This window comes from Stagnimonas sp. FW305-C-60 (assembly GCF_058782965.1).
Genome location: NZ_JBYSYF010000010.1, coordinates 40,586 through 58,136, shown reverse-complemented (window position 1 = coordinate 58,136; position 17,551 = coordinate 40,586). Strand labels below are relative to the sequence as shown.

Genomic DNA, 17,551 nt, shown 5'->3' with positions numbered 1-17,551 from the left:
CGCAGGGGTGTGCTTTCTTTTGCTTACTTTTCTTTGCACAAGCAAAGAAAAGTGAGTCGCCAGGGGGCGAAAAAAAGACATCAAACCCTGCACAGCCAGCAGAGCGCGAACGCGCGAACGCAAACCGCCGCACACCAGAAAGCCCAAGCGAAAGCACCGCACTCCGCCACGGCTTTCCCCCTCCCCTAACCCCTCCCCACAAAGGGGAGGGAAATTTGGGACGGTGCATGGGCAATGGCCTTCGGCGGGGCGAAGCCATGCTTCGCCCATTTCCGCCTCACCCCCGCAAGGGGGAGGGGAACAAGCTAGGAGGCAAGGAATATCAATCCCAGCAAGCTAGCGCCCTGCGCCCTGCCCCTCTTCCTCAGGCGGTGTGTACCCAAGCTTGGGCGGTACAAAGTGATGCGGCCTGGCCGGGGTACGTTCCCAGCCCGGCGGCGGCGGTGGCGCATCCGCAAACACCGACTGCAAGGGCAAGCGCGCCAGCCCCTCGGCGCTCAAGGAGCCGAAGTACAGCCAGGGCCCAGACTCCTCGACACTGGTGATCGGCGCGTAGGCGTCCTTGCCCTCGTATTGCAGATTGGCGATCACCTTGCCGTCCAGATCCAGGCCCAGCACCCAGGCCTTGGTCGGCGGCGGCGCGAGCAGCTTGCGGGGCAGACGCGACAAGAGCTTCTTGATCCAGGCGGGGCCGGGCAAGACGGCATCCAGCAGCGGATCGCGCGGCGCATACAGGGCCACCCAGAAGCGGTCGCGGCCGTTGAAGCTCAGGTTGTCGGGCAGGCCCGGCAGATTGTCGATGAACACCTCGCTGGTGCCGGCCTTCTCGCCCTTCAACCAATAGCGGGTGATGCGGTAGGCGCTGGTCTCATTGACCAGCACATAGGCTTCGTCCGGCCCCACCGCCACGCCGTTGGCGAACTGCAGGCCGCCCAGCAACACGCGCGAAGCGCCGCTGGCCGGGTCGTACTCGATCAGTCGGCCGGTGCCGCGGTGCTCCAGCACCTCGTACATCATCTGCGCATAGGGGTAGATGGCGACATCGCTCAAGTACAGCTTGCCGCTCTGTGCCGCCAGATCGACATCGTCGGCGAACACCAGCGGCGCGCCGCCGGCTTCGCTGAGCAGGGTCTTCAGCGGCTGGGCCGGCGCCAGACCGAGCAGGCCGCGATGGGCGTCGGCGATCACCAGGCCGCCCCCCGGCGCCAGGCTTAAGCCCAGCGGCCGGCCGCCCTCGACGGTGGCCAGTTCCTGATAGCTGGCGCCATTGGCCGAGAAGGTGACGATGCGACCGTCAAGAAAGCCGGCGTAGACGCGGCCCTCGGCGTCGATGGCGATGCCTTCCGGGCCCAGACCGGCACCCAGCCCCAAGCGCTGCACGGCCTTGAGCCGCTCGTTGGGCGCATAGACGCCCTCGGCAACGGGGGCTTTCGGCGGCGTCCAGGCCTCGGGCTCAATCGGCGTGGGCCAGAACAGCAGATAGGCCAGCAGTGGCAGAAGCACCACCAGGCCGAGTACTTGGGCGATACGTTTGAGCATTTTCTCCCCCTTCTTGTTCGCTTCGAGCCTGCGTGGCCAGCCAGCCGCGCAAGGACCGGAATCATAGCGGTGCGGCAAGCGTCGGCTCTTGCGATAACATGCGGTAACACGCATTCAATCAATAGGTTCCCTGGAGAACTCAATGCTGGCTGCACAAACCCCGATCGAACGCCTGCTGGTCCGCGCCACCGAAACTCCGGACGCGCCCTGGCTCTATCAGAGCATCAATAGCGAATGGGGGGCCTACAGCTATGCCCAGGTGGCCGATCAGGTGCTGCGCATGGCCTCGGCGATCAAGGCACTGGGCATCCCCAGGGGGACGGCGATCGGCATCGGCGGCCGCAATACCGCGCACTGGGTGATGGCCGATCTCGCCATCAGCGCCGTCGGCTGCGTCAGCGTCGGGCTCTATCCCAAGCAGTCCACCGAGCATTTGCAGTACATCCTCAAGCACTGCGAAGCGAAGGCGGTGTTCGTCGGGCCGATGATCGACGCCCACGAGTTCATGGATGCGCTGCCGGCGGAGCTGCTCACCATCGGCTTCCCCTACCCCGATGCGCCCAAGTGCAAGCTGGACTGGAACAGCCTGGTCGAGCAGCACGGCCGCATCGACCAGCCGACGCCGCCCGGACCGGACGAGCTGATGACCCTGGTCTACACCTCCGGCACCACCGGCTATCCCAAGGGCGTGATGCTGAGCTGGCGCAATGCCGAGTTCACCATCAACGGCCTGCTCAAGGCGATGCCGCCGAAGAAGGAGGAAATCTTCTTCTCCTACCTGCCGCTGGCGCACATGTTCGAGCGCGGCGCGGTGGAGCTGTCCAGCCTCTACCTGGGCGCCAAGATCTACTTCCTGGAGCACCTGGACAAGCTGCCCGAGCAGCTCACCTACGTGCGCCCGACCCGCTTCTTCGGCGTGCCCCTGGTCTACACCCGCATCCAGGCCGGCATCCTGCGCAAGATGCCGCAGGAGAAGCTCGACAAGCTGCTGGGCCTGCCGATCATCGGCGCGCTGGTCAAGAAGAAGATCAAGAAGGCCGTCGGCCTCGACCGCGCCTGGCTGATCTTCTCCGGCGCCGCGCCGATGCCGACGCCGCTGCTGCAGTGGTTCGACAAGCTCGGCATCCAGGTCTTGCAGGGCTATGGCATGACCGAGAACAGCATCTACGCCAGCGCCAATCTCCCGCAAGCCAACCGCATCGGCTCGGTGGGCCGCGAGATGCCGGGCGCCAACACCAAGATCAGCGCGGACGGCGAGATCCTCTACAAGCATCCGGGCGTGATGCTGGGCTACTACAAGGAGCCCGAGAAGACCAAGGAGACCTTCACCGAGGACGGCTATCTGCGCACCGGCGACCGCGGCCGCCTGGACGCCGAGGGCTACCTCTACATCACCGGTCGGGTGAAGGACATCTTCAAGACCATGAAGGGCAAGTACGTGGCCCCGGCGCCGATTGAAGGTGCGCTGGCACGCAATACCGACATCGACCAGCTCTGCTTCGTCGGCAGCGAGCTGAAGCAGCCGATCATGCTGGTCAGCCTCAACGAGGCCGGCCGCCTGAAGCCGCGCGCCGAGATCGAGGCGGCGCTGATCGCCGACATGGAAGCGGTCAACGCCAACCTGGAGCCGCACGAGGCGATCGCCAAGATCGTGGTGGTCAAGGAGCCCTGGACCATCGACAACGGCCTGATGACCCCGACCATGAAGGTCAAGCGCCCGCAGGTCGAGCAGCGTTATTGCGAGCTGATCCGCAAGGAAGGCGAGACCCGCAGCAAGGTCGCCTGGGAAGCTTGATGCAACTGCGCCCCGCCGGCCCGGACGACGCGCCGGCGCTGGCGTGGTGCAGGCCGAGTTCACAAAAGCCCCAGCGCAGCTTCGAGCGACAACGCCAGGGAGTTCGCGAGCGGCTCAGCTGAGCGACAGGATGTAGCCCACTTCCGGCGGCGCCCGGCCTTCTAGCGCATCGCGATAGACCTTTTCCACCGCCGCCGGGCCGCGCTGGTGCACCACCCGCATCCAGCTGCCCACCGACAGCAGGAAGGGCCGCCAGGCCTGGGCGTAGCGCTCCTCCAGGCCAACCGCGCCCCAGTCCTGCTGGCGCTTGCGCAGCTGGGTAGGCGCGAAGAAGAACTCCGGCCGTGGGCCGGGCAGCTGGTGCTGCGTCTCGCGCTGCTTCCAGTGCGTGCCACCGACCATGCAGCTGTAGCGCAGACATTCGCGGAACTGCTCATGCACGCCGCGCAGCAGGCGACCGTCGCCGGCGAGGTCGATGAACACTGTGGGGCGCGAGGCGGCCAGTGCTGGCAGCTGCTCGTAGGCCAGCACCCGGTCGTAGTAGCCGCTGCGCTGGCAGAAGCCGACATTGGCCTCCGAAGTCAGGCCGATCACCTCGCCGCGACGGCGGCGGCGGAGCAGAAAGGCCAAGCCCAGCGCGGTCTTGCTGGAAGCGCTGGACAGCAGAATCTGCTCGGCGCCAAAGGCCGCCTGCTCGTCGAGAAAATCGTCGATCAGAAAGGCGGTCATGAACAGCGGCCGCAGCAGCGCCTGCTCGTTCTCGCGAGCCGGGAAATAGCCGGGGTCGCGCAGCACCCGGCTGAAGCTGCTGTAGACCGGCGACAGCCGCGCGCGCGCCGGCGAAGCATCCTGGATGCTGCGCTCGTTGACCTTGCCGGCCAGCAGCCGCAGGTGGGTGGACATCGGCAGGTAACCGAACAGCCGCTCGCCGACACGGACCTCGCTATGCCGCGAGGCCAGTACCTCGGCGAAGCCCCAGACCGGGATCCGTCCCCAGCCCTCGGGCGCCGGAAAGAACTGCCAGTAGGACATCGCCTCGCCAAACACCGCATAGCTGATGTTGTTGGCGGTGAAGGCGAACTTGTCGACCCGCAGCTGCACCTCGTCGGCCTGCAAGGGTGCGCTGGGTGATCGCTCGGGTGCGACAAAGCGGCAGTCATGCAGGTTCTTGCGCGCGACCTGAAAGTCGCAGACAGCGGGGCCAGCCGCTGGAGATGCCGCGGAGCTCATTCAGCACTGCTCAGTCCATTGAGAACCTGAAGGCTAGTTCAGTTGCGGACTATTAGGTATGCCTTGAATGAGGGATCGCAGGAATTACGGGGTCCCCCTGCCCAGTCCGTTCAGGCGAACACCACCGTCTTGTTGCCGTGCACGATCACCCGCTCCTCGACGTGCCAGCGCACCGCGCGCGCCAGTACCTGGCGTTCGAGATCACGGCCCAGGCGGCGCAGGTCGGGCACGCTGTGGCGGTGGCTGACGCGACCGACGTCCTGCTCGATGATCGGACCCTGGTCCAGCTCGGCGGTGACGTAGTGGGCAGTCGCGCCGATCAGCTTCACGCCGCGATCATCCGCCTGCTGGTAGGGGTCGGCACCGGCGAAGGCGGGCAGGAAGGAGTGGTGGATGTTGATGATCTTCATCGGCCAGCGCGCCACGAACTCGGCCGAGAGGATGCGCATGTAGCGCGCCAGCACCAGAAAGTCGGCCTGCCCTTGCAGCAGCTCCTGCATCCGCGCCTCGGCGGCAGCGTGACTGCTGGCGTCGATGGCGACCTGCTCGAAGCGCACGCCGAAGCCCTCCACCGCCTCGCGCAGGTCGGGGTGGTTGGAGATCACCACCGGGATGTCCACCCTGAGCTCGCCACGCGAATAGCGCCAGAGCAGCTCCATCAGCGCATGGTCGTGCCTGCTGACCAGGATCGCCATGCGCGGTTTGACCGCCGCGAAGTTGATCCGCCAGTCCATCTGGTAGGGCTTGGCCACTACTTCGCCGAAGGCGCGCACCAGGGCGTCGCCGGTGACGTCCAGGGTCGGGGTCTGGAACTCCAGACGCAGGAAGAACTTGCCGCCGTAGGCATCGCTGGAATGCTGGTCCAGCTCGGTGATGTTGACGCCGTGGTGGTAGAGGAAGTTGGTGACGGCGGCGACGATGCCGGGCTTGTCGGGGCAGCTGACGCGCAGGCGGGCGGTAGTTTCAGGCGAGGTGGTCATGATTGGGCCGCCCGCATCGGAGCGGCGGCCTCCGGAGCAGATTAGGAAACGGATCAGGAAGCGGTGACGAGTTTCTTGAGACGGGCGGCGTCTTCCGGGAACCAGGGGCCGTTGGCCTTCAGGGCCTCGGCCACCACCCGCCGGGCCTCGTCCTCGCGGTGCAAGGCGATCAGCGACTTCGCCTGTCCCTCGGCATTCTTCAGGCGGTTGAGACCATAGGCCAGGGTCGCGGCCTGCTCGTAGTAGGGCAAGGCCTTCTGGTGCAGGCCGCGCTTGGCCAGCAGGCGGGCGTAGCGATTGGGGTAGACATAGTCCTCGGGGTAAGCGGCGATCAGCTTCGCCAGCAGGGCGTCGAGCTTGTCGTCATTGCCATTGGCCTCGTAGAACACCCGCAGATTGTCGGCGGCATTGCGGTCGGCCTTGGGATTGCTGAACACCCGCGACTCCAGCTGACGGATGGCGCTCACCATCACCGCGCCCTCGGCCTTGTAGTCGCCCAGGGCGTGGTAGTAGTCGGCAGCGACGAACACCGCGGTGCGCACGTCGGCGCAATTCGCCTTGCGGCTCAGCACGCGCTCGGCGAGCAGCCGCTCATAGGGCTTGCGCAAGGGCATCAGGGCGGCCTGCAGTTCGGCCTTGGGCTGACCGTCGGCGCATTGCAGCGCGGCATCGAAATCGTAGGGACTGTCGCAATCCAGGCCGCCCTCGGTGGCCTTGCCCAGCGCCGCCAGACAGGCCTGGGGCTGCTTGTCGGCCGCCGCTTTCAGTAGCTCCAGCCGCGCCAGGCGACGACGCACCCGCGCGTCCTTGCCGGCCTCCTGGCGACCCGACTCCGGCAGCGCCGCGAACCAGGCCAGACCAGCCTCATGATCGCGACGGGCCAGGTAGGAGGACAGCACCTCGCGGGTTGCCTCGACACCATCCTTGCCACCGCGCTCCGCGCGGCCGCGCAGCACCATCAGGGAGGTGTTGCGGGCGGTAATCGCGCTCAGCTCGGTATAGAACTGCCAGCGGGTGCGCTCGGCGCTGATGCGGCCGATCTCGTCGCCTTGGCTGTCGAGCACCACATAGCTGGGCAGGGCCTTGACCTGGAAGCGCTCCTTGAGCGCGGCGCCCTCGGGCGCGTCGGCATCCACTTCCAGCACCACGGCGTCGCGCTCGACCTTGGTCCATTCGGGACCATTGAGCACGTTCTTCTTCATGTAGTAGCAGGAGTAGCACCAGGGTGCATGGAAATCGAGCAGCAGCGGCTGATTGCGCTCGGCGGCGGCCTTCAGGGCGGTTTCAAAGTCCTGGTTGTCGGCGTAGGCAAACCCCGAGAGCAGGGCGAGCACGACCAGGGCAGCTAGACGGTGGAGCATGGGACCTCAGCGCGGCAGCGGCGGCAGGTTCTTGGGGGCGTCCGGCGGCGGCACGCTGTAATAGGCGATGCGCGCCATGTAGGCGGAGCCGGTCTTGGGATCGTGGAGGTTGGAGATGCCGCGGAACTCGTAGAGATCGCGGCTCACCGGGTCGTAGAGCATTTCCAGTTCCGGCGCGATGTAGCGCAGCAGGGAATCGGGTTCGATCAGCAGCTTCACCGCCTTGCGGCCCTCGAAGCTCGCCTCGCCGACCTTGCGCGCCTCGAAGCGGAAGGTATCGAGCTGCCCGGCCACCGCGAAACGGAAGCTGACCTTCTCGCCGGCGATCAGTGCCGGCAGCTTGGCTTGCAGCAGGCAGTGGAAACCGGCGTCGGCGGCCATCAGCCCTTCTTTCTTGACGCTCTTGCGCTTCTCCGGCTTGTCACGGCCTTCGACGCGGAGCATGTCGATGTTCGCACCGCTGCCCAGAATCGCCTCGACATAGCCTTCCTTCACCAGTTCGGTGCGGAACACCGGCACGAAGCAGTCCGGCCTGTAGTCGATGGACTTGGTGCCCAGCAGGGAGCCGTCCGGCGCCACGTAGCGGACGCGGCTGCCGACCTGCTTGCCGCCCTCGAACATCGGGTCGTGCACCTCGGTGTAGAGGTACTTGCCGGAACCGAGATCGTAGGCGTAGCCGTAGAACGGCTTGTTCTGCTCCGAGGCGTGCAGGCCAGCGGCCGTCACGAGCGCCAGGACAGCAAACAGCAGACGGCTCATGGATTGCTCGCCGATGACAGGGGAGCGAAATCATAGCCGCTGCCGAACCGGGGTATATCGAAAGCCCGATCCGGCAAGCCGGCCACCTGGCGCAGGCGCCGCAGTTCCTCCGGGGCCTCAGCCTGCCCGTCGTCAGCCAGCTCGAAAGTGCCGAAGTGGACCGCGAGCGCCGCCGAGGCCCGCAGGTCGGACGCCGCGCGCAAGGCCTCGGCCGGGTCGAGATGCTGGTAGGCCGTGAGCCAGCGCGGCTTGTAGGCGCCGATCGGCAGCAGCGCCAGACGCATCGGCCCGAAGCGCTCGGCCACCTGCCGGAACTGTGGGCCGTAGCCGGTATCACCGGCGAAGTACACCGGACCGCCCGCGGTTTCGATCACATAGGACAACCACAGGCTACGGTTGCGGTCACCCCAGCCGCGCCCGGTCCAGTGCACCGAGGGCGCGCCCCAGACCTTGCGGCCATTGGCCAGGGTGTGCGCCTGCCACCAGTCCAGCTCGACGACGCGATCCAGGCCGGCGGCACGCAGGGTCTCGGCCTCGCCGAGGCCGACGAGGAACAGCGGGTCGTGCTCGGCCGCCAGGCGCTGGAGGGTCGGCAGGTCCAGATGGTCGTAGTGGTTGTGGCTGATCAGCACCGCGTCGATGCGCGGCAGATCCTCGAAGCGCAGCCCCGGCGGCACATGGCGACGCGGCCCGGCCCAGGACAGCGGGCTGGCGCGCTCGCTCCAGATCGGGTCGGTCAGCAAGTTCTGGCCGTCGAACTGGATCAGCGCGCTGGCGTGGTTGACCACGGTGACCCGCAAGGCGCCCTGCCCGGCCCAGGGCAAGGGCTTGGGGCCCGGCGGCAAACTGAGGTCACGCCGCCACGCGCCTGGCTCACGGGTGAGGGCGAAGCGCAACAGGTCCAGGGCGCCCTTGTCAAAGGGCTGGGCATTGTGGAAAAGCCGACCGTCGAAGTGGTCGCTGATCGGGCCCTGATAGGCCCCAGCCAGGGCGCAGACGGCCAGCAACAGGGCGGTTGCCAGCGCGGCGGCGCCCCGCCGCATCACTTCTCGACGAAGGCGCGCTCGATCACGTAGTCGCCGGGCGTGCCGATGTGCGGAGACACCACGAAGCCGCGCCGGTCGAGCAGCTTGCGGCTGTCTTCGAGCATGCCCGGGCTGCCGCAGATCATCGCGCGGTCGGTTTCCGGATTCAGCGGCGGCAGGCCGATGTCGGAGGTGAGCTTGTCGCTGTCCAGCAGATCGGTGAGACGGCCGTGGTTGCGGAACGGCTCGCGGGTCACCGTCGGGTAGTAGATCAGCTGGTTGCGCACCATCTCGCCCAGCGCCTCGTCGTTGGGGAGCTCCTTCTCGATGAAGTCATGGTAGGCGAGGTCGTTGACCATGCGCACGCCGTGGATCAGCACCACCTTCTCGAAACGCTCGTAGGTTTCGGGATCACGGATGGTGGCGAGGAAGGGCGCCAGGCCAGTGCCGGTGGACAGCAGGTAGAGATGCTTGGCCGGCTTGAGATCGTGCAGCACCAGGGTGCCGGTGGGCTTGACGCCCACCAAGAGCTCGTCGCCCACCTGGACGTGCTGCAGGCGCGAGGTCAGCGGGCCGTTCTGCACCTTGATGCTGAAGAACTCCAGCTTGTCCTCGTAATTGGGGCTGGCGATGGAGTAGGCGCGCAGCAGCGGCTTGCCGTTGACTTCCAGACCGATCATCACGAACTGGCCGTTTTCGAAGCGCAGCCCCGGGTCGCGGGTGGTGGTGATGGTGAACAGCGAATCGTTCCAGTGGTGGACCTTGAGGATACGTTCGTTGCGGAAGGCGGCGGCCATCGTGTTTTACCGGCTTGATCGGACAAAAAATCGGCGCGAACCTTACCACCGTTCGCGCCGCTTGGGGGTGCGTAACGATAGGAAGCCTGCCGCAGCGCAGCATCCTGCGCATGGACTAGACCAGGCCCGCTCCTGCCGACAATCGCACTTTTCCCGCCACTAGCGCTTACTGAATAGGTAGTGCCCGACGCCCCATTCATTGCCCTGGGCGTAGCCGAAGAACTCGGCCACCGCCATGTAGAACATGCGCCAGCGCTGGAACCAGATCGCCGCCTCGGCCTCGCCGTAGCCCTGGCGGAAGATCGCCATGATCTCGTCCTTGCGGGCATCCATGCCGGCCAGCCAGTGGTTGCTGGTCTTCTCGTAATGGCGGCCGTCGACCCACCACTGGCGCTCCAGCCGGACCTGGTCCTGGAAGTTCAGCAGCAGGTTCTCGCTGGGCATGGTGCCGCCCAGGAAGAAATAGCGCGTCATCCAGTCGCTCTGCTCCTTGTCCTCGAAGTGATAGGCCAGAAGCTTGTGCACGAAGATGTGCACGAACAGCTTGGCGTCGGCCTTCATCCAGCGGGAAATCTTCTCCAGCAGCAGGCCGTAGTTCTTCATGTGCTCGAACATCTCGATGCTGAGCACCCGATCGAAGCCGCCCGCCAGCTGCTCGGCGCTGAAGTCGAATTCGGCGACATTTCCGGTGTGTATGGACAAATTGTCCAGGCCCCGTTCGCGGGCGCGGTTCTCGATGAACTCGCGCTGGCCGTGGGAATTGGACAGGCCGACGATCCGACTGTTGGGGTAGCGCTGCGCCAGCCAGGTACAGAGCGAACCCCAGCCGCAACCGAGGTCGAGAATCCGCATGCCGTCCTCCAACTGCGCGCGCTCGGCGTAGAGCTCCAGCATCTTCTGCTCGGCCTCGGCCAAGGTCTCCCGCCCGGTCGGATACAGGCAGCAGGAGTACTTCAGCTGCGGCCCGAGGTGGGCATGGAAAAACTCCGCAGGCACTTCATAGTGCTGCTGATTGGCGGCCTTGGTCTCGATGGCGATCGGCGCCGCCCGCAGTTCGTCGAGAAAGCGGTTGAACCGCCGCGAACGTTCCTCGCCATCGAGGTTGGCCGCGTCGGTCAGCCGGGTCTTGATCAGCTGACGCATGCCATAGCGGGTCAGCGCGTCGGGGATCAGGCCCTTTTCGCAGAGATCGATGATGTCCATGGAGCTTAAGAGCGCCTTGTCGGGTGCAGTGAGAAAAGTGGGACGAGCTGCCGCAACCGCGGCTAGGTGCGCGACTTGGGCGGCCAGGGAATCAGGGCGCTGGTGCGCGCCACGTAGTCCGCGTAGTCCGGCTTGCGCTGCATCAGGCCTTTTTCCAGCATGGGTATGCCGGATAGCTTCAGCAGCAGACCGGCCATCACCAGCGGCGCGGCGCAGCTCAGCCAGCCCCAGGGGCTGCCCAGCGCCAGCGGCACATAGGCCAGCCAGTGCAGGCATTCGAAGAAGTAGTTGGGGTGGCGGGAGTAGTACCAGAGCCCCCGGTCGCAAACCCGGCCCCGGTTCTCCGGCAGGCGACGGAACTCTTCCATCTGGTTGTCGGCCAGGGTTTCGCCCAGCACCGCCGAGACCCAGATACCGAGTGCCAGGGCCTGAGCCCAGTTCGGTGCCTCGTCCGGGCGGTAGGCCACGGTCAGAAAGGCGCTGGCGGACAGCAGCAGGGTGAACAGGTTCTGGAACTGGAAAAAGCCGAACATCTTGCGGTTGGCCGCGCTCCCCCACTCGGCACGCAGCTGGGCGTAGCGCCAGTCCTCGGCATGCCCCCAGGTGCGGCTCCACAGATGGCTGCCCAGGCGCAGGCCCCAGAGGCCGCCAAGCACCGCCAGGGTCAACCGGGTTTCCGCAGGCGCGCTGCCCACCAGAGCATAGAAGACCGCGAGCCCACCCAGGCTGAACGCCCAGATGGCATCGACGATGCCGGCATTGCCGGTGCGCCGCTGTAGCAGCCAGGCCCCGGTCTTGGCCAGGAAGACGATCAGCACCGACAGCAGAAAGGCGTTTAGCGGCGACAAGGCGCGGGCTCCCGAACGAGGCAAGGATCAGTGCCGGGGCAGCTTATACCCCCTGCTACGGCAAGCCCTGATACGCGGGTTCGGGCGCGGTGGATGCACCAGCTGGCCCTGTTCGCACCGAGCCGCCAGACCGCCGGCTCAGCCGAGCAATTCCAGCAACCGGCTGGCGCTGCTGCGCAGATTGTCCTGCCAGGGCAGGCCGACGATGTCCTGGCCGGTCAGCGCATCGCGAAAGGGCAGCACCTCGCCGCTACCGATCACCAGCCGGTAGTCGACAGTGATCTCGGTTCCGGCGGCAAGGTCGTCGCCGGCGAACACGAAGCCCAGATGCCAGAGCGCCGTCGGCGTGAAGGAATGATTGACGTAGCACTCGTCGCTCCATTCCGGCGTCAGCGAGAACTGATCCTCGAACCAACGCACGCTGGACTCGACTTCGAGCGAGTCGGCCGGGTACTGGCGCAGTCGCGCCTCTGGCCACACCGTGTGGATGTTGTCGGGAGCGATCAGCACCCGGCCACGGGTCACCGCCTCGTCGAGGAACAAGCCCTTGCCGGCACCGGGAATGCCCGAGGCCTCGACGCGGTACCGGGGCAGGATCATTGCAGCCGGTGCTCGCTGGACTCCGCCTGCGAGGCGGCGAACAGCTCGCGCACCTCGACCTCGCGATAGCCGTACTCCTTGCCGCAGAACTCGCAGGTGACATCGACGCGGCCACGCTCGACCAGCAAGGGCTTGAGCTCCTCCTCGCCCAGGCCCAGCAGCATCGCCGAGATCTGCGCATGGCTGCACTGGCATTGCAGAGTGATGGGACGCGACTCGAACACCCGCACCGTGTCTTCGGCGAACAGGCGCCGCAACAGCGTCTCGGCGTCGGTGGCGAGCAGCTCCGGCTCTTCCAGGGTCTGCACCAGATGATGGACATGCACCCAGTCGTCGTCGCTGCTGTTCTCCGGCAGGCGCTGCAGCATCAGCCCGACGAACTTGTCCGGCGCGGCACCCAGGCGCACGCGGGTGAGCAACTGCTCGGACTGTCCGTAGTAGATCTGCAAGGCCTCGGAGAGCGAATCGCCGAACACGCCGACCAGCGCCTGGTAGCGCTCGCCGCCGTGGCGCGGCTCGATCAGGCAGGCGAGAGTGCCGCCGCCCAGCAGAGCCTGGAAATCGCCGGCCGCCTCCGGCGCGAACTTGGCCATGCCGCGCATCTGCAATTGCGCGTCGATCTGGGTCACCAGCAGCTTCACCGGCGCCTCGGCATCGGCGCCGACCTGGCCTTGGAACTGCAGATTGAAGCGCGCGTCCGGGGGCAGATCGGCCGCCAGCAGCGGTGTCGCCGCCAGGGCATGGCCAAGCTGGCGGAGCACATCCGGCGGGTAGTCGCGCCAGCCCAGCAGGTCGGGAATACCCTCGGTGATCTCGACGGCAAAGCCGCGGACGCCGCGGTTCTCGATCAAAAACGGCAGCAGACGATTCGCCATCAGCCCGCCAGCTTTTCCTTGAGCAGACGATTGAGCGCGTCGGGATTGGCCTTGCCCTGCGTCGCCTTCATCGCCTGACCGACGAAGAAGCCGAACAGCTTGTCCTTGCCCGCGCGGTAATCGGCCAGCTGCTGTGGGTTGGCGGCGATGATCGCATCGATGGCGGCGGCAATCGCGCCCTCGTCGGTGATCTGCACCAGGCCCTTGGCCTTGATGATCGAGTCGGCCTCGCCCTCGCCGGCCAGCATCGCCTCGAACACGTCCTTGGCGATCTTGCCGCTGATGGTCTTGTCGGCGATGCGCGCGATCAGGCCGGCCAGTTGGCTGGCGGAAATCGGCGATTCCTCGATGGATTTGCCGGACTTGTTGAGCGAGGCCAGCAGATCGCCGGTGACCCAGTTGGCGCAGGTCTTGGCCTCGGCGCCGCTGGCCTTGACCACGGTCTCGTAGTAGTCGGCCAGCGCGGTTTCGCTGGTCAGCAGGTTGGCGTCATAGGCGGACAGGCCGTACTGGCTCTCGAAGCGCGCCTTCTTGGCGGTCGGCAGCTCCGGCATCGAAGCGCGGATGCGCTCAAGGTCGGCGGCGGTGACCACCACCGGCAGCAGATCGGGATCGGGGAAATAGCGGTAGTCGTTGGCGTTTTCCTTCGAGCGCATCGCCCGGGTCTCGCCGGTATCCGGGTTGAACAGCCGGGTTTCCTGGTAAATCTTGCCGCCGGACTCGATTACCTCGATCTGGCGCTCGATCTCGTAGTCGATGGCCTGCTGCACGTAGCGGAAGGAGTTGATGTTCTTGGTTTCGGTGCGGGTGCCGAAGGGCGCATCCGGCCCGCGCCGCACGCTGACGTTGGCATCGCAGCGGAAGCTGCCTTCCTGCATGTTGCCGTCGCACACGCCCAGCGCCACCACCAGCTGGTGCAGCTTCTTGAGATAAGCCACCGCCTCGGCGCTGTTGCGGATGTCGGGCTCGGAGACGATCTCGATCAGCGGCGTGCCGGCACGGTTGAGGTCAATGCCGGTGAAGCCAGGAAAGGCGTCGTGCAGCGACTTGCCGGCGTCTTCTTCCAGATGCGCGCGGGTGATGCCGATGCGCTTGCTCACGCCATCGACCTCGATGTCGAGATGACCGTGCTCGACGATCGGCAGCTCGTACTGGCTGATCTGGTAACCCTTGGGCAGGTCCGGATAGAAGTAGTGCTTGCGCGCGAACACACAGGTCTCGGCGATCTTGGCATCGACCGAGAGTCCGAACTTGACGGCGTAAGTCACCGCCTCGCGATTGAGCACCGGCAGCACGCCAGGCAGGCCCAGCGTCACCGCGTCGGCCTGGGTGTTGGGCGCGGCACCATAGGTGGTCGAGGCGCCGGAGAAAATCTTGGTCTTGGTGAGAAGCTGGCAGTGGACTTCGAGTCCGATCACCGCTTCCCAGCCGGCTGGAATCGTCATGGCTTAAAACCCTTTCGGCGTGGCGCGATGGAAATCGGTCGCCAGCTGGTATTGATGCGCGACGTTGAGCAGACGCCCTTCGTCGAAATAATTGCCCATCAGCTGGAAGCCGACCGGCAGGCCCTCGCTGAACCCGCAGGGCAGGCTCATGGCCGGGATGCCCGCCAGATTGGCGGCGATGGTGTAGATGTCGTTCAAGTACATCGCCACCGGATCGTCACTGTTCTCGCCGAACTTGAAGGCAGTGCCCGTCGTGGTCGGTGCCAGGATGACATCCACCGTTTCGTAGGCGCGCTTGAAGTCCTCGTAGATCAGCTTCCTCACCTTCTGCGCTTGCAGATAGTAGGCGTCGTAATAGCCATGACTGAGCACATAGGTGCCGATCATGATGCGGCGCTGCACTTCGGCGCCAAAGCCCTCGCCACGGCTCTTCTTGTAGAGCTCTTCCAGCGTCCTGGCCTCGGCGCTGCGATGGCCATAACGCACACCGTCGAAGCGGGCGAGGTTGCTGCTGGCCTCGGCGGGTGCCACCACGTAATAGGTCGGCACCGACAGCGGTGCATTGGGCAGGCTGATCTCGCGGACCTCGGCGCCGAGCGCCTGCAACTGGGCAATGGCCTCGTCCACCCGGGCGCGCACGCCGGGCGCCATGCCGGCGGCGAAGTACTCCTTGGGCAGGCCGATCTTCAGGCCCTTGATCGAGGCACCCAGACCACCGACGAGGTCATCGACCGGGCGCTCGATGCTGGTCGAATCCAGCGCATCGAAGCCGGACATGGCCTGCAGCACCAGGGCCGCGTCCTCGGTGGAGCGCGCCACCACACCGGCCTGATCCAGGCTGGAGGCGAAGGCGATCATCCCGTAGCGCGACACCCGGCCGTAAGTCGGCTTGATGCCGGTGAGATTGGTGAAGGCGGCGGGCTGGCGGATCGAACCGCCGGTGTCGGTGGCGGTGGCGACCGGCGCCAGGCCGGCAGCGACGCAGGCCACCGAGCCGCCGGAGGAACCGCCGGGCACACGGCTCAGATCCCAGGGATTCTTCACCGGGCCGTACCAGCTGGTCTCGTTCGACGAGCCCATGGCGAATTCGTCCATGTTCAGCTTGCCGAGCAGGACCATGCCGGCCTCGGCATGCAGCTTCTTGACGATGGTGGCGTCGTAGGGCGCGATGAACTTGTCGAGCATCTTCGAGCCGCAGGCGGTGCGCACGCCCTCGGTGCAGAAAATGTCCTTTTGCGCCAGCGGGATACCGGTCAACAGCCCCGCCTCGCCACGGGCCAGCCGGGCGTCGGCGGCATCGGCCTGGGCCAGCGCGATCTCGGGGGTGACGGTGACATAGCTATTGAGCGCGCCATCGCGCTCGGCGATGCGGGCCAGATAGTGCTGGGTCAGCTCGCGCGAAGAAAACTTCTTCGCCGCCAGGCCCGCGCTGAGTTCTTTGAGTGACAGGGTATGCATTTTTTCTCGTGAGGCGTGAGGCGTGAGGGGCAAGGCGTGAACAGCGGGCGCCGTTGCGCCTCGCTCCTCGTCCCTTGCGCCTCCCGGAACTATTCGATGACTTTCGGCACCAGGAACAGGCCGTCTTCGACCGCCGGCGCGTGGGCCTGGTAGACCTCACGCCGATTGGTCTCGGTGACCACGTCCGGGCGCAGACGCTGGGTCAGGCCCAGGGGATGGGCCATGGGGCTCACGCCCTGGGTGTTGGCGGCCGTGAGCTGATCCACCATCGCCAGGATGTTGGAGAGCTGCTGGGCGTAGGTCGGGACCATCTCGGCCTTCAGCTCCAGCCGGGCCAGATGGGCAACTTGCTGCACTTGTTCGGGGGTCAGGCTCATCGGGGGCAAAAATCATTGATATGATGTGCAGATGCACAATTTTAGTGTTTGCAGCGGAGGGCTGCACGACACTGGACGCGTAGCATGTTCACCCGGCCGCCAGCGGCCAATCCCCCCTGCTTCCGGAATCACCCTCAGATGTTAGACGCCATCAGCCGCCTGTTCGTCAACGATCTCTCGATTGACCTCGGCACTGCGAACACCCTGGTTTACGTCCGCGACGAAGGCATCGTGCTCAACGAGCCCTCGGTCGTGGCCATCCGCTTGGACGCCCGCGGCGCCAAGAAGATCGAAGCGGTGGGCATCGACGCCAAGCGCATGCTCGGCCGCACGCCCACCAACATCTCCACCATCCGCCCGCTGCGCGATGGCGTGATCGCCGACTACACGGTGACGGAGAAGATGCTGCAGCATTTCATCCGCAAGGTGCAGAAGGGCCGCCACATGATGCGGCCGATGACCCGCGTGGTGGTCTGCGTGCCCTATGGCTCGACCCAGGTCGAGCGCCGCGCGATCCGCGAGTCGGTGGAAAACGCCGGCGCCCGCAAGGTCTATGTCATTGAAGAGCCGATCGCCGCGGCGCTGGGCGCCGGCATCCCGATCAGCGAGGCACGCGGCTCGATGGTGGTCGACATCGGCGGCGGCACCTCGGAAGTCGCGGTGATCTCGCTGGACGGCATCGTCTATGCCGAGAGCGTGCGCATCGGCGGCGACAAGTTCGACGAGGCCATCGTCAGCTACGTGCGTCGCCAGTACAACATGCTGATCGGCGAGGCCACCGCCGAGCGCATCAAGCAGGAAATCGGCACCGCCTTCCCCAGCCACGAAGTGCACGAGATCGACATCGTCGGCCGCCACCTCGCCGCCGGCGTGCCGCGCAACTTCACGATGAACTCGAACGAAGTGCTGGACGCCCTGCAGGAGCCGCTGGCCGGCATCGTCAAGGCAGTCAAGCAGGCGCTGGAGCGTACTCCGCCGGAACTCGGCAGCGACGTCGCCGAGCGCGGCATCGTGCTGACCGGCGGTGGCGCCCTGCTGCGCGATCTCGACAAGCTGATCAGCGAGGAAACCGGCCTGCCGGTGATCATCGCCGACGATCCGCTCACCTGCGTGGCGCGCGGCGGCGGCATGATGCTGGACATGCTCGACCAGCAGGGCGACAAGTTCAACATCGATTGATCGGCCTGCTGCGCGGTTCAATGGCTGCGTTGCGCGGTGCTCACAGTCCTCACGTGGCGCTGCCACGCTGCGGCTGTTGC

General features: G+C 66.0%; 16 protein-coding genes and 1 pseudogene. 3 read left to right on the top strand and 14 right to left on the bottom strand.

Going from position 1 to position 17,551, the window contains the following annotated elements:
• Window positions 1-189 (top strand): annotated as a pseudogene (locus AC3WT6_RS17415) (hypothetical protein); the annotation flags it as partial.
• 147 nt (window positions 190-336) lie between these two features.
• Here AC3WT6_RS17415 and AC3WT6_RS17410 read toward each other — a convergent pair.
• Complete coding sequence (locus tag AC3WT6_RS17410) at window positions 337-1,539, bottom strand: SMP-30/gluconolactonase/LRE family protein (RefSeq protein WP_492654871.1); 1,203 nt, start codon at window positions 1,537-1,539, stop codon at window positions 337-339.
• A gap of 142 nt (window positions 1,540-1,681) precedes the next feature.
• Between AC3WT6_RS17410 and AC3WT6_RS17405 the strand changes: the two genes are divergently transcribed.
• Window positions 1,682-3,334: an AMP-binding protein gene (locus tag AC3WT6_RS17405; RefSeq protein ID WP_492654870.1), complete on the top strand. Its 1,653-nt coding sequence runs from the start codon at window positions 1,682-1,684 to the stop codon at window positions 3,332-3,334.
• Between the two features lie 114 nt (window positions 3,335-3,448).
• On the opposite strand, the gene AC3WT6_RS17400 is transcribed toward AC3WT6_RS17405, so the two are convergent.
• From AC3WT6_RS17400 to gatC, 13 genes are all read right to left on the bottom strand, one after another.
• Window positions 3,449-4,564, bottom strand: coding sequence for a DUF2855 family protein (locus AC3WT6_RS17400; RefSeq protein WP_492654869.1), 1,116 nt, complete (start codon window positions 4,562-4,564; stop codon window positions 3,449-3,451).
• Window positions 4,565-4,674: 110 nt separating this feature from the next.
• The gene (gene purU / locus AC3WT6_RS17395) at window positions 4,675-5,544 is read right to left on the bottom strand and encodes a formyltetrahydrofolate deformylase (RefSeq protein ID WP_492654868.1); all 870 of its coding nucleotides are present in this window, start codon (window positions 5,542-5,544) and stop codon (window positions 4,675-4,677) included.
• Between the two features lie 53 nt (window positions 5,545-5,597).
• Complete coding sequence (locus AC3WT6_RS17390; RefSeq protein WP_492654867.1) at window positions 5,598-6,905, bottom strand: thioredoxin family protein; 1,308 nt, start codon at window positions 6,903-6,905, stop codon at window positions 5,598-5,600.
• 6 nt (window positions 6,906-6,911) lie between these two features.
• Window positions 6,912-7,664, bottom strand: a complete 753-nt coding sequence (locus AC3WT6_RS17385) for a hypothetical protein (RefSeq protein ID WP_492654866.1) — start codon at window positions 7,662-7,664, stop codon at window positions 6,912-6,914.
• Window positions 7,661-8,707, bottom strand: coding sequence for an MBL fold metallo-hydrolase (locus AC3WT6_RS17380; protein WP_492654865.1), 1,047 nt, complete (start codon window positions 8,705-8,707; stop codon window positions 7,661-7,663). The genes AC3WT6_RS17385 and AC3WT6_RS17380 overlap by 4 nt, the downstream gene beginning before the upstream one ends.
• On the bottom strand, window positions 8,707-9,486 hold the full coding sequence (locus tag AC3WT6_RS17375; protein ID WP_492654864.1) for a ferredoxin--NADP reductase: 780 nt from the start codon (window positions 9,484-9,486) through the stop codon (window positions 8,707-8,709). The genes AC3WT6_RS17380 and AC3WT6_RS17375 overlap by 1 nt, the downstream gene beginning before the upstream one ends.
• Window positions 9,487-9,645: 159 nt before the next feature.
• Entirely contained in the window at window positions 9,646-10,689 is a 1,044-nt protein-coding gene (locus tag AC3WT6_RS17370; RefSeq protein WP_492654863.1) for an SAM-dependent methyltransferase, read from the bottom strand.
• Window positions 10,690-10,751: 62 nt separating this feature from the next.
• Window positions 10,752-11,537, bottom strand: a complete 786-nt coding sequence (locus AC3WT6_RS17365; protein WP_492654862.1) for a DUF1295 domain-containing protein — start codon at window positions 11,535-11,537, stop codon at window positions 10,752-10,754.
• 138 nt (window positions 11,538-11,675) lie between these two features.
• Entirely contained in the window at window positions 11,676-12,137 is a 462-nt protein-coding gene (locus tag AC3WT6_RS17360) for an SET domain-containing protein-lysine N-methyltransferase (RefSeq protein WP_492654861.1), read from the bottom strand.
• Complete coding sequence (gene hslO / locus AC3WT6_RS17355; protein WP_492654860.1) at window positions 12,134-13,012, bottom strand: Hsp33 family molecular chaperone HslO; 879 nt, start codon at window positions 13,010-13,012, stop codon at window positions 12,134-12,136. The genes AC3WT6_RS17360 and hslO overlap by 4 nt, the downstream gene beginning before the upstream one ends.
• Window positions 13,012-14,457: an Asp-tRNA(Asn)/Glu-tRNA(Gln) amidotransferase subunit GatB gene (gatB, locus tag AC3WT6_RS17350; protein ID WP_492654859.1), complete on the bottom strand. Its 1,446-nt coding sequence runs from the start codon at window positions 14,455-14,457 to the stop codon at window positions 13,012-13,014. Before gatB ends, hslO begins: the two co-directional genes overlap by 1 nt.
• Window positions 14,458-14,460: 3 nt before the next feature.
• On the bottom strand, window positions 14,461-15,915 hold the full coding sequence (gene gatA / locus AC3WT6_RS17345) for an Asp-tRNA(Asn)/Glu-tRNA(Gln) amidotransferase subunit GatA (protein ID WP_492654858.1): 1,455 nt from the start codon (window positions 15,913-15,915) through the stop codon (window positions 14,461-14,463).
• Window positions 15,916-16,004: 89 nt separating this feature from the next.
• Complete coding sequence (gene gatC, locus AC3WT6_RS17340; RefSeq protein WP_492654857.1) at window positions 16,005-16,292, bottom strand: Asp-tRNA(Asn)/Glu-tRNA(Gln) amidotransferase subunit GatC; 288 nt, start codon at window positions 16,290-16,292, stop codon at window positions 16,005-16,007.
• Between the two features lie 138 nt (window positions 16,293-16,430).
• Between gatC and AC3WT6_RS17335 the strand changes: the two genes are divergently transcribed.
• The gene (locus AC3WT6_RS17335; protein WP_123212320.1) at window positions 16,431-17,471 is read left to right on the top strand and encodes a rod shape-determining protein; all 1,041 of its coding nucleotides are present in this window, start codon (window positions 16,431-16,433) and stop codon (window positions 17,469-17,471) included.
• Window positions 17,472-17,551: the final 80 nt, after the last annotated feature.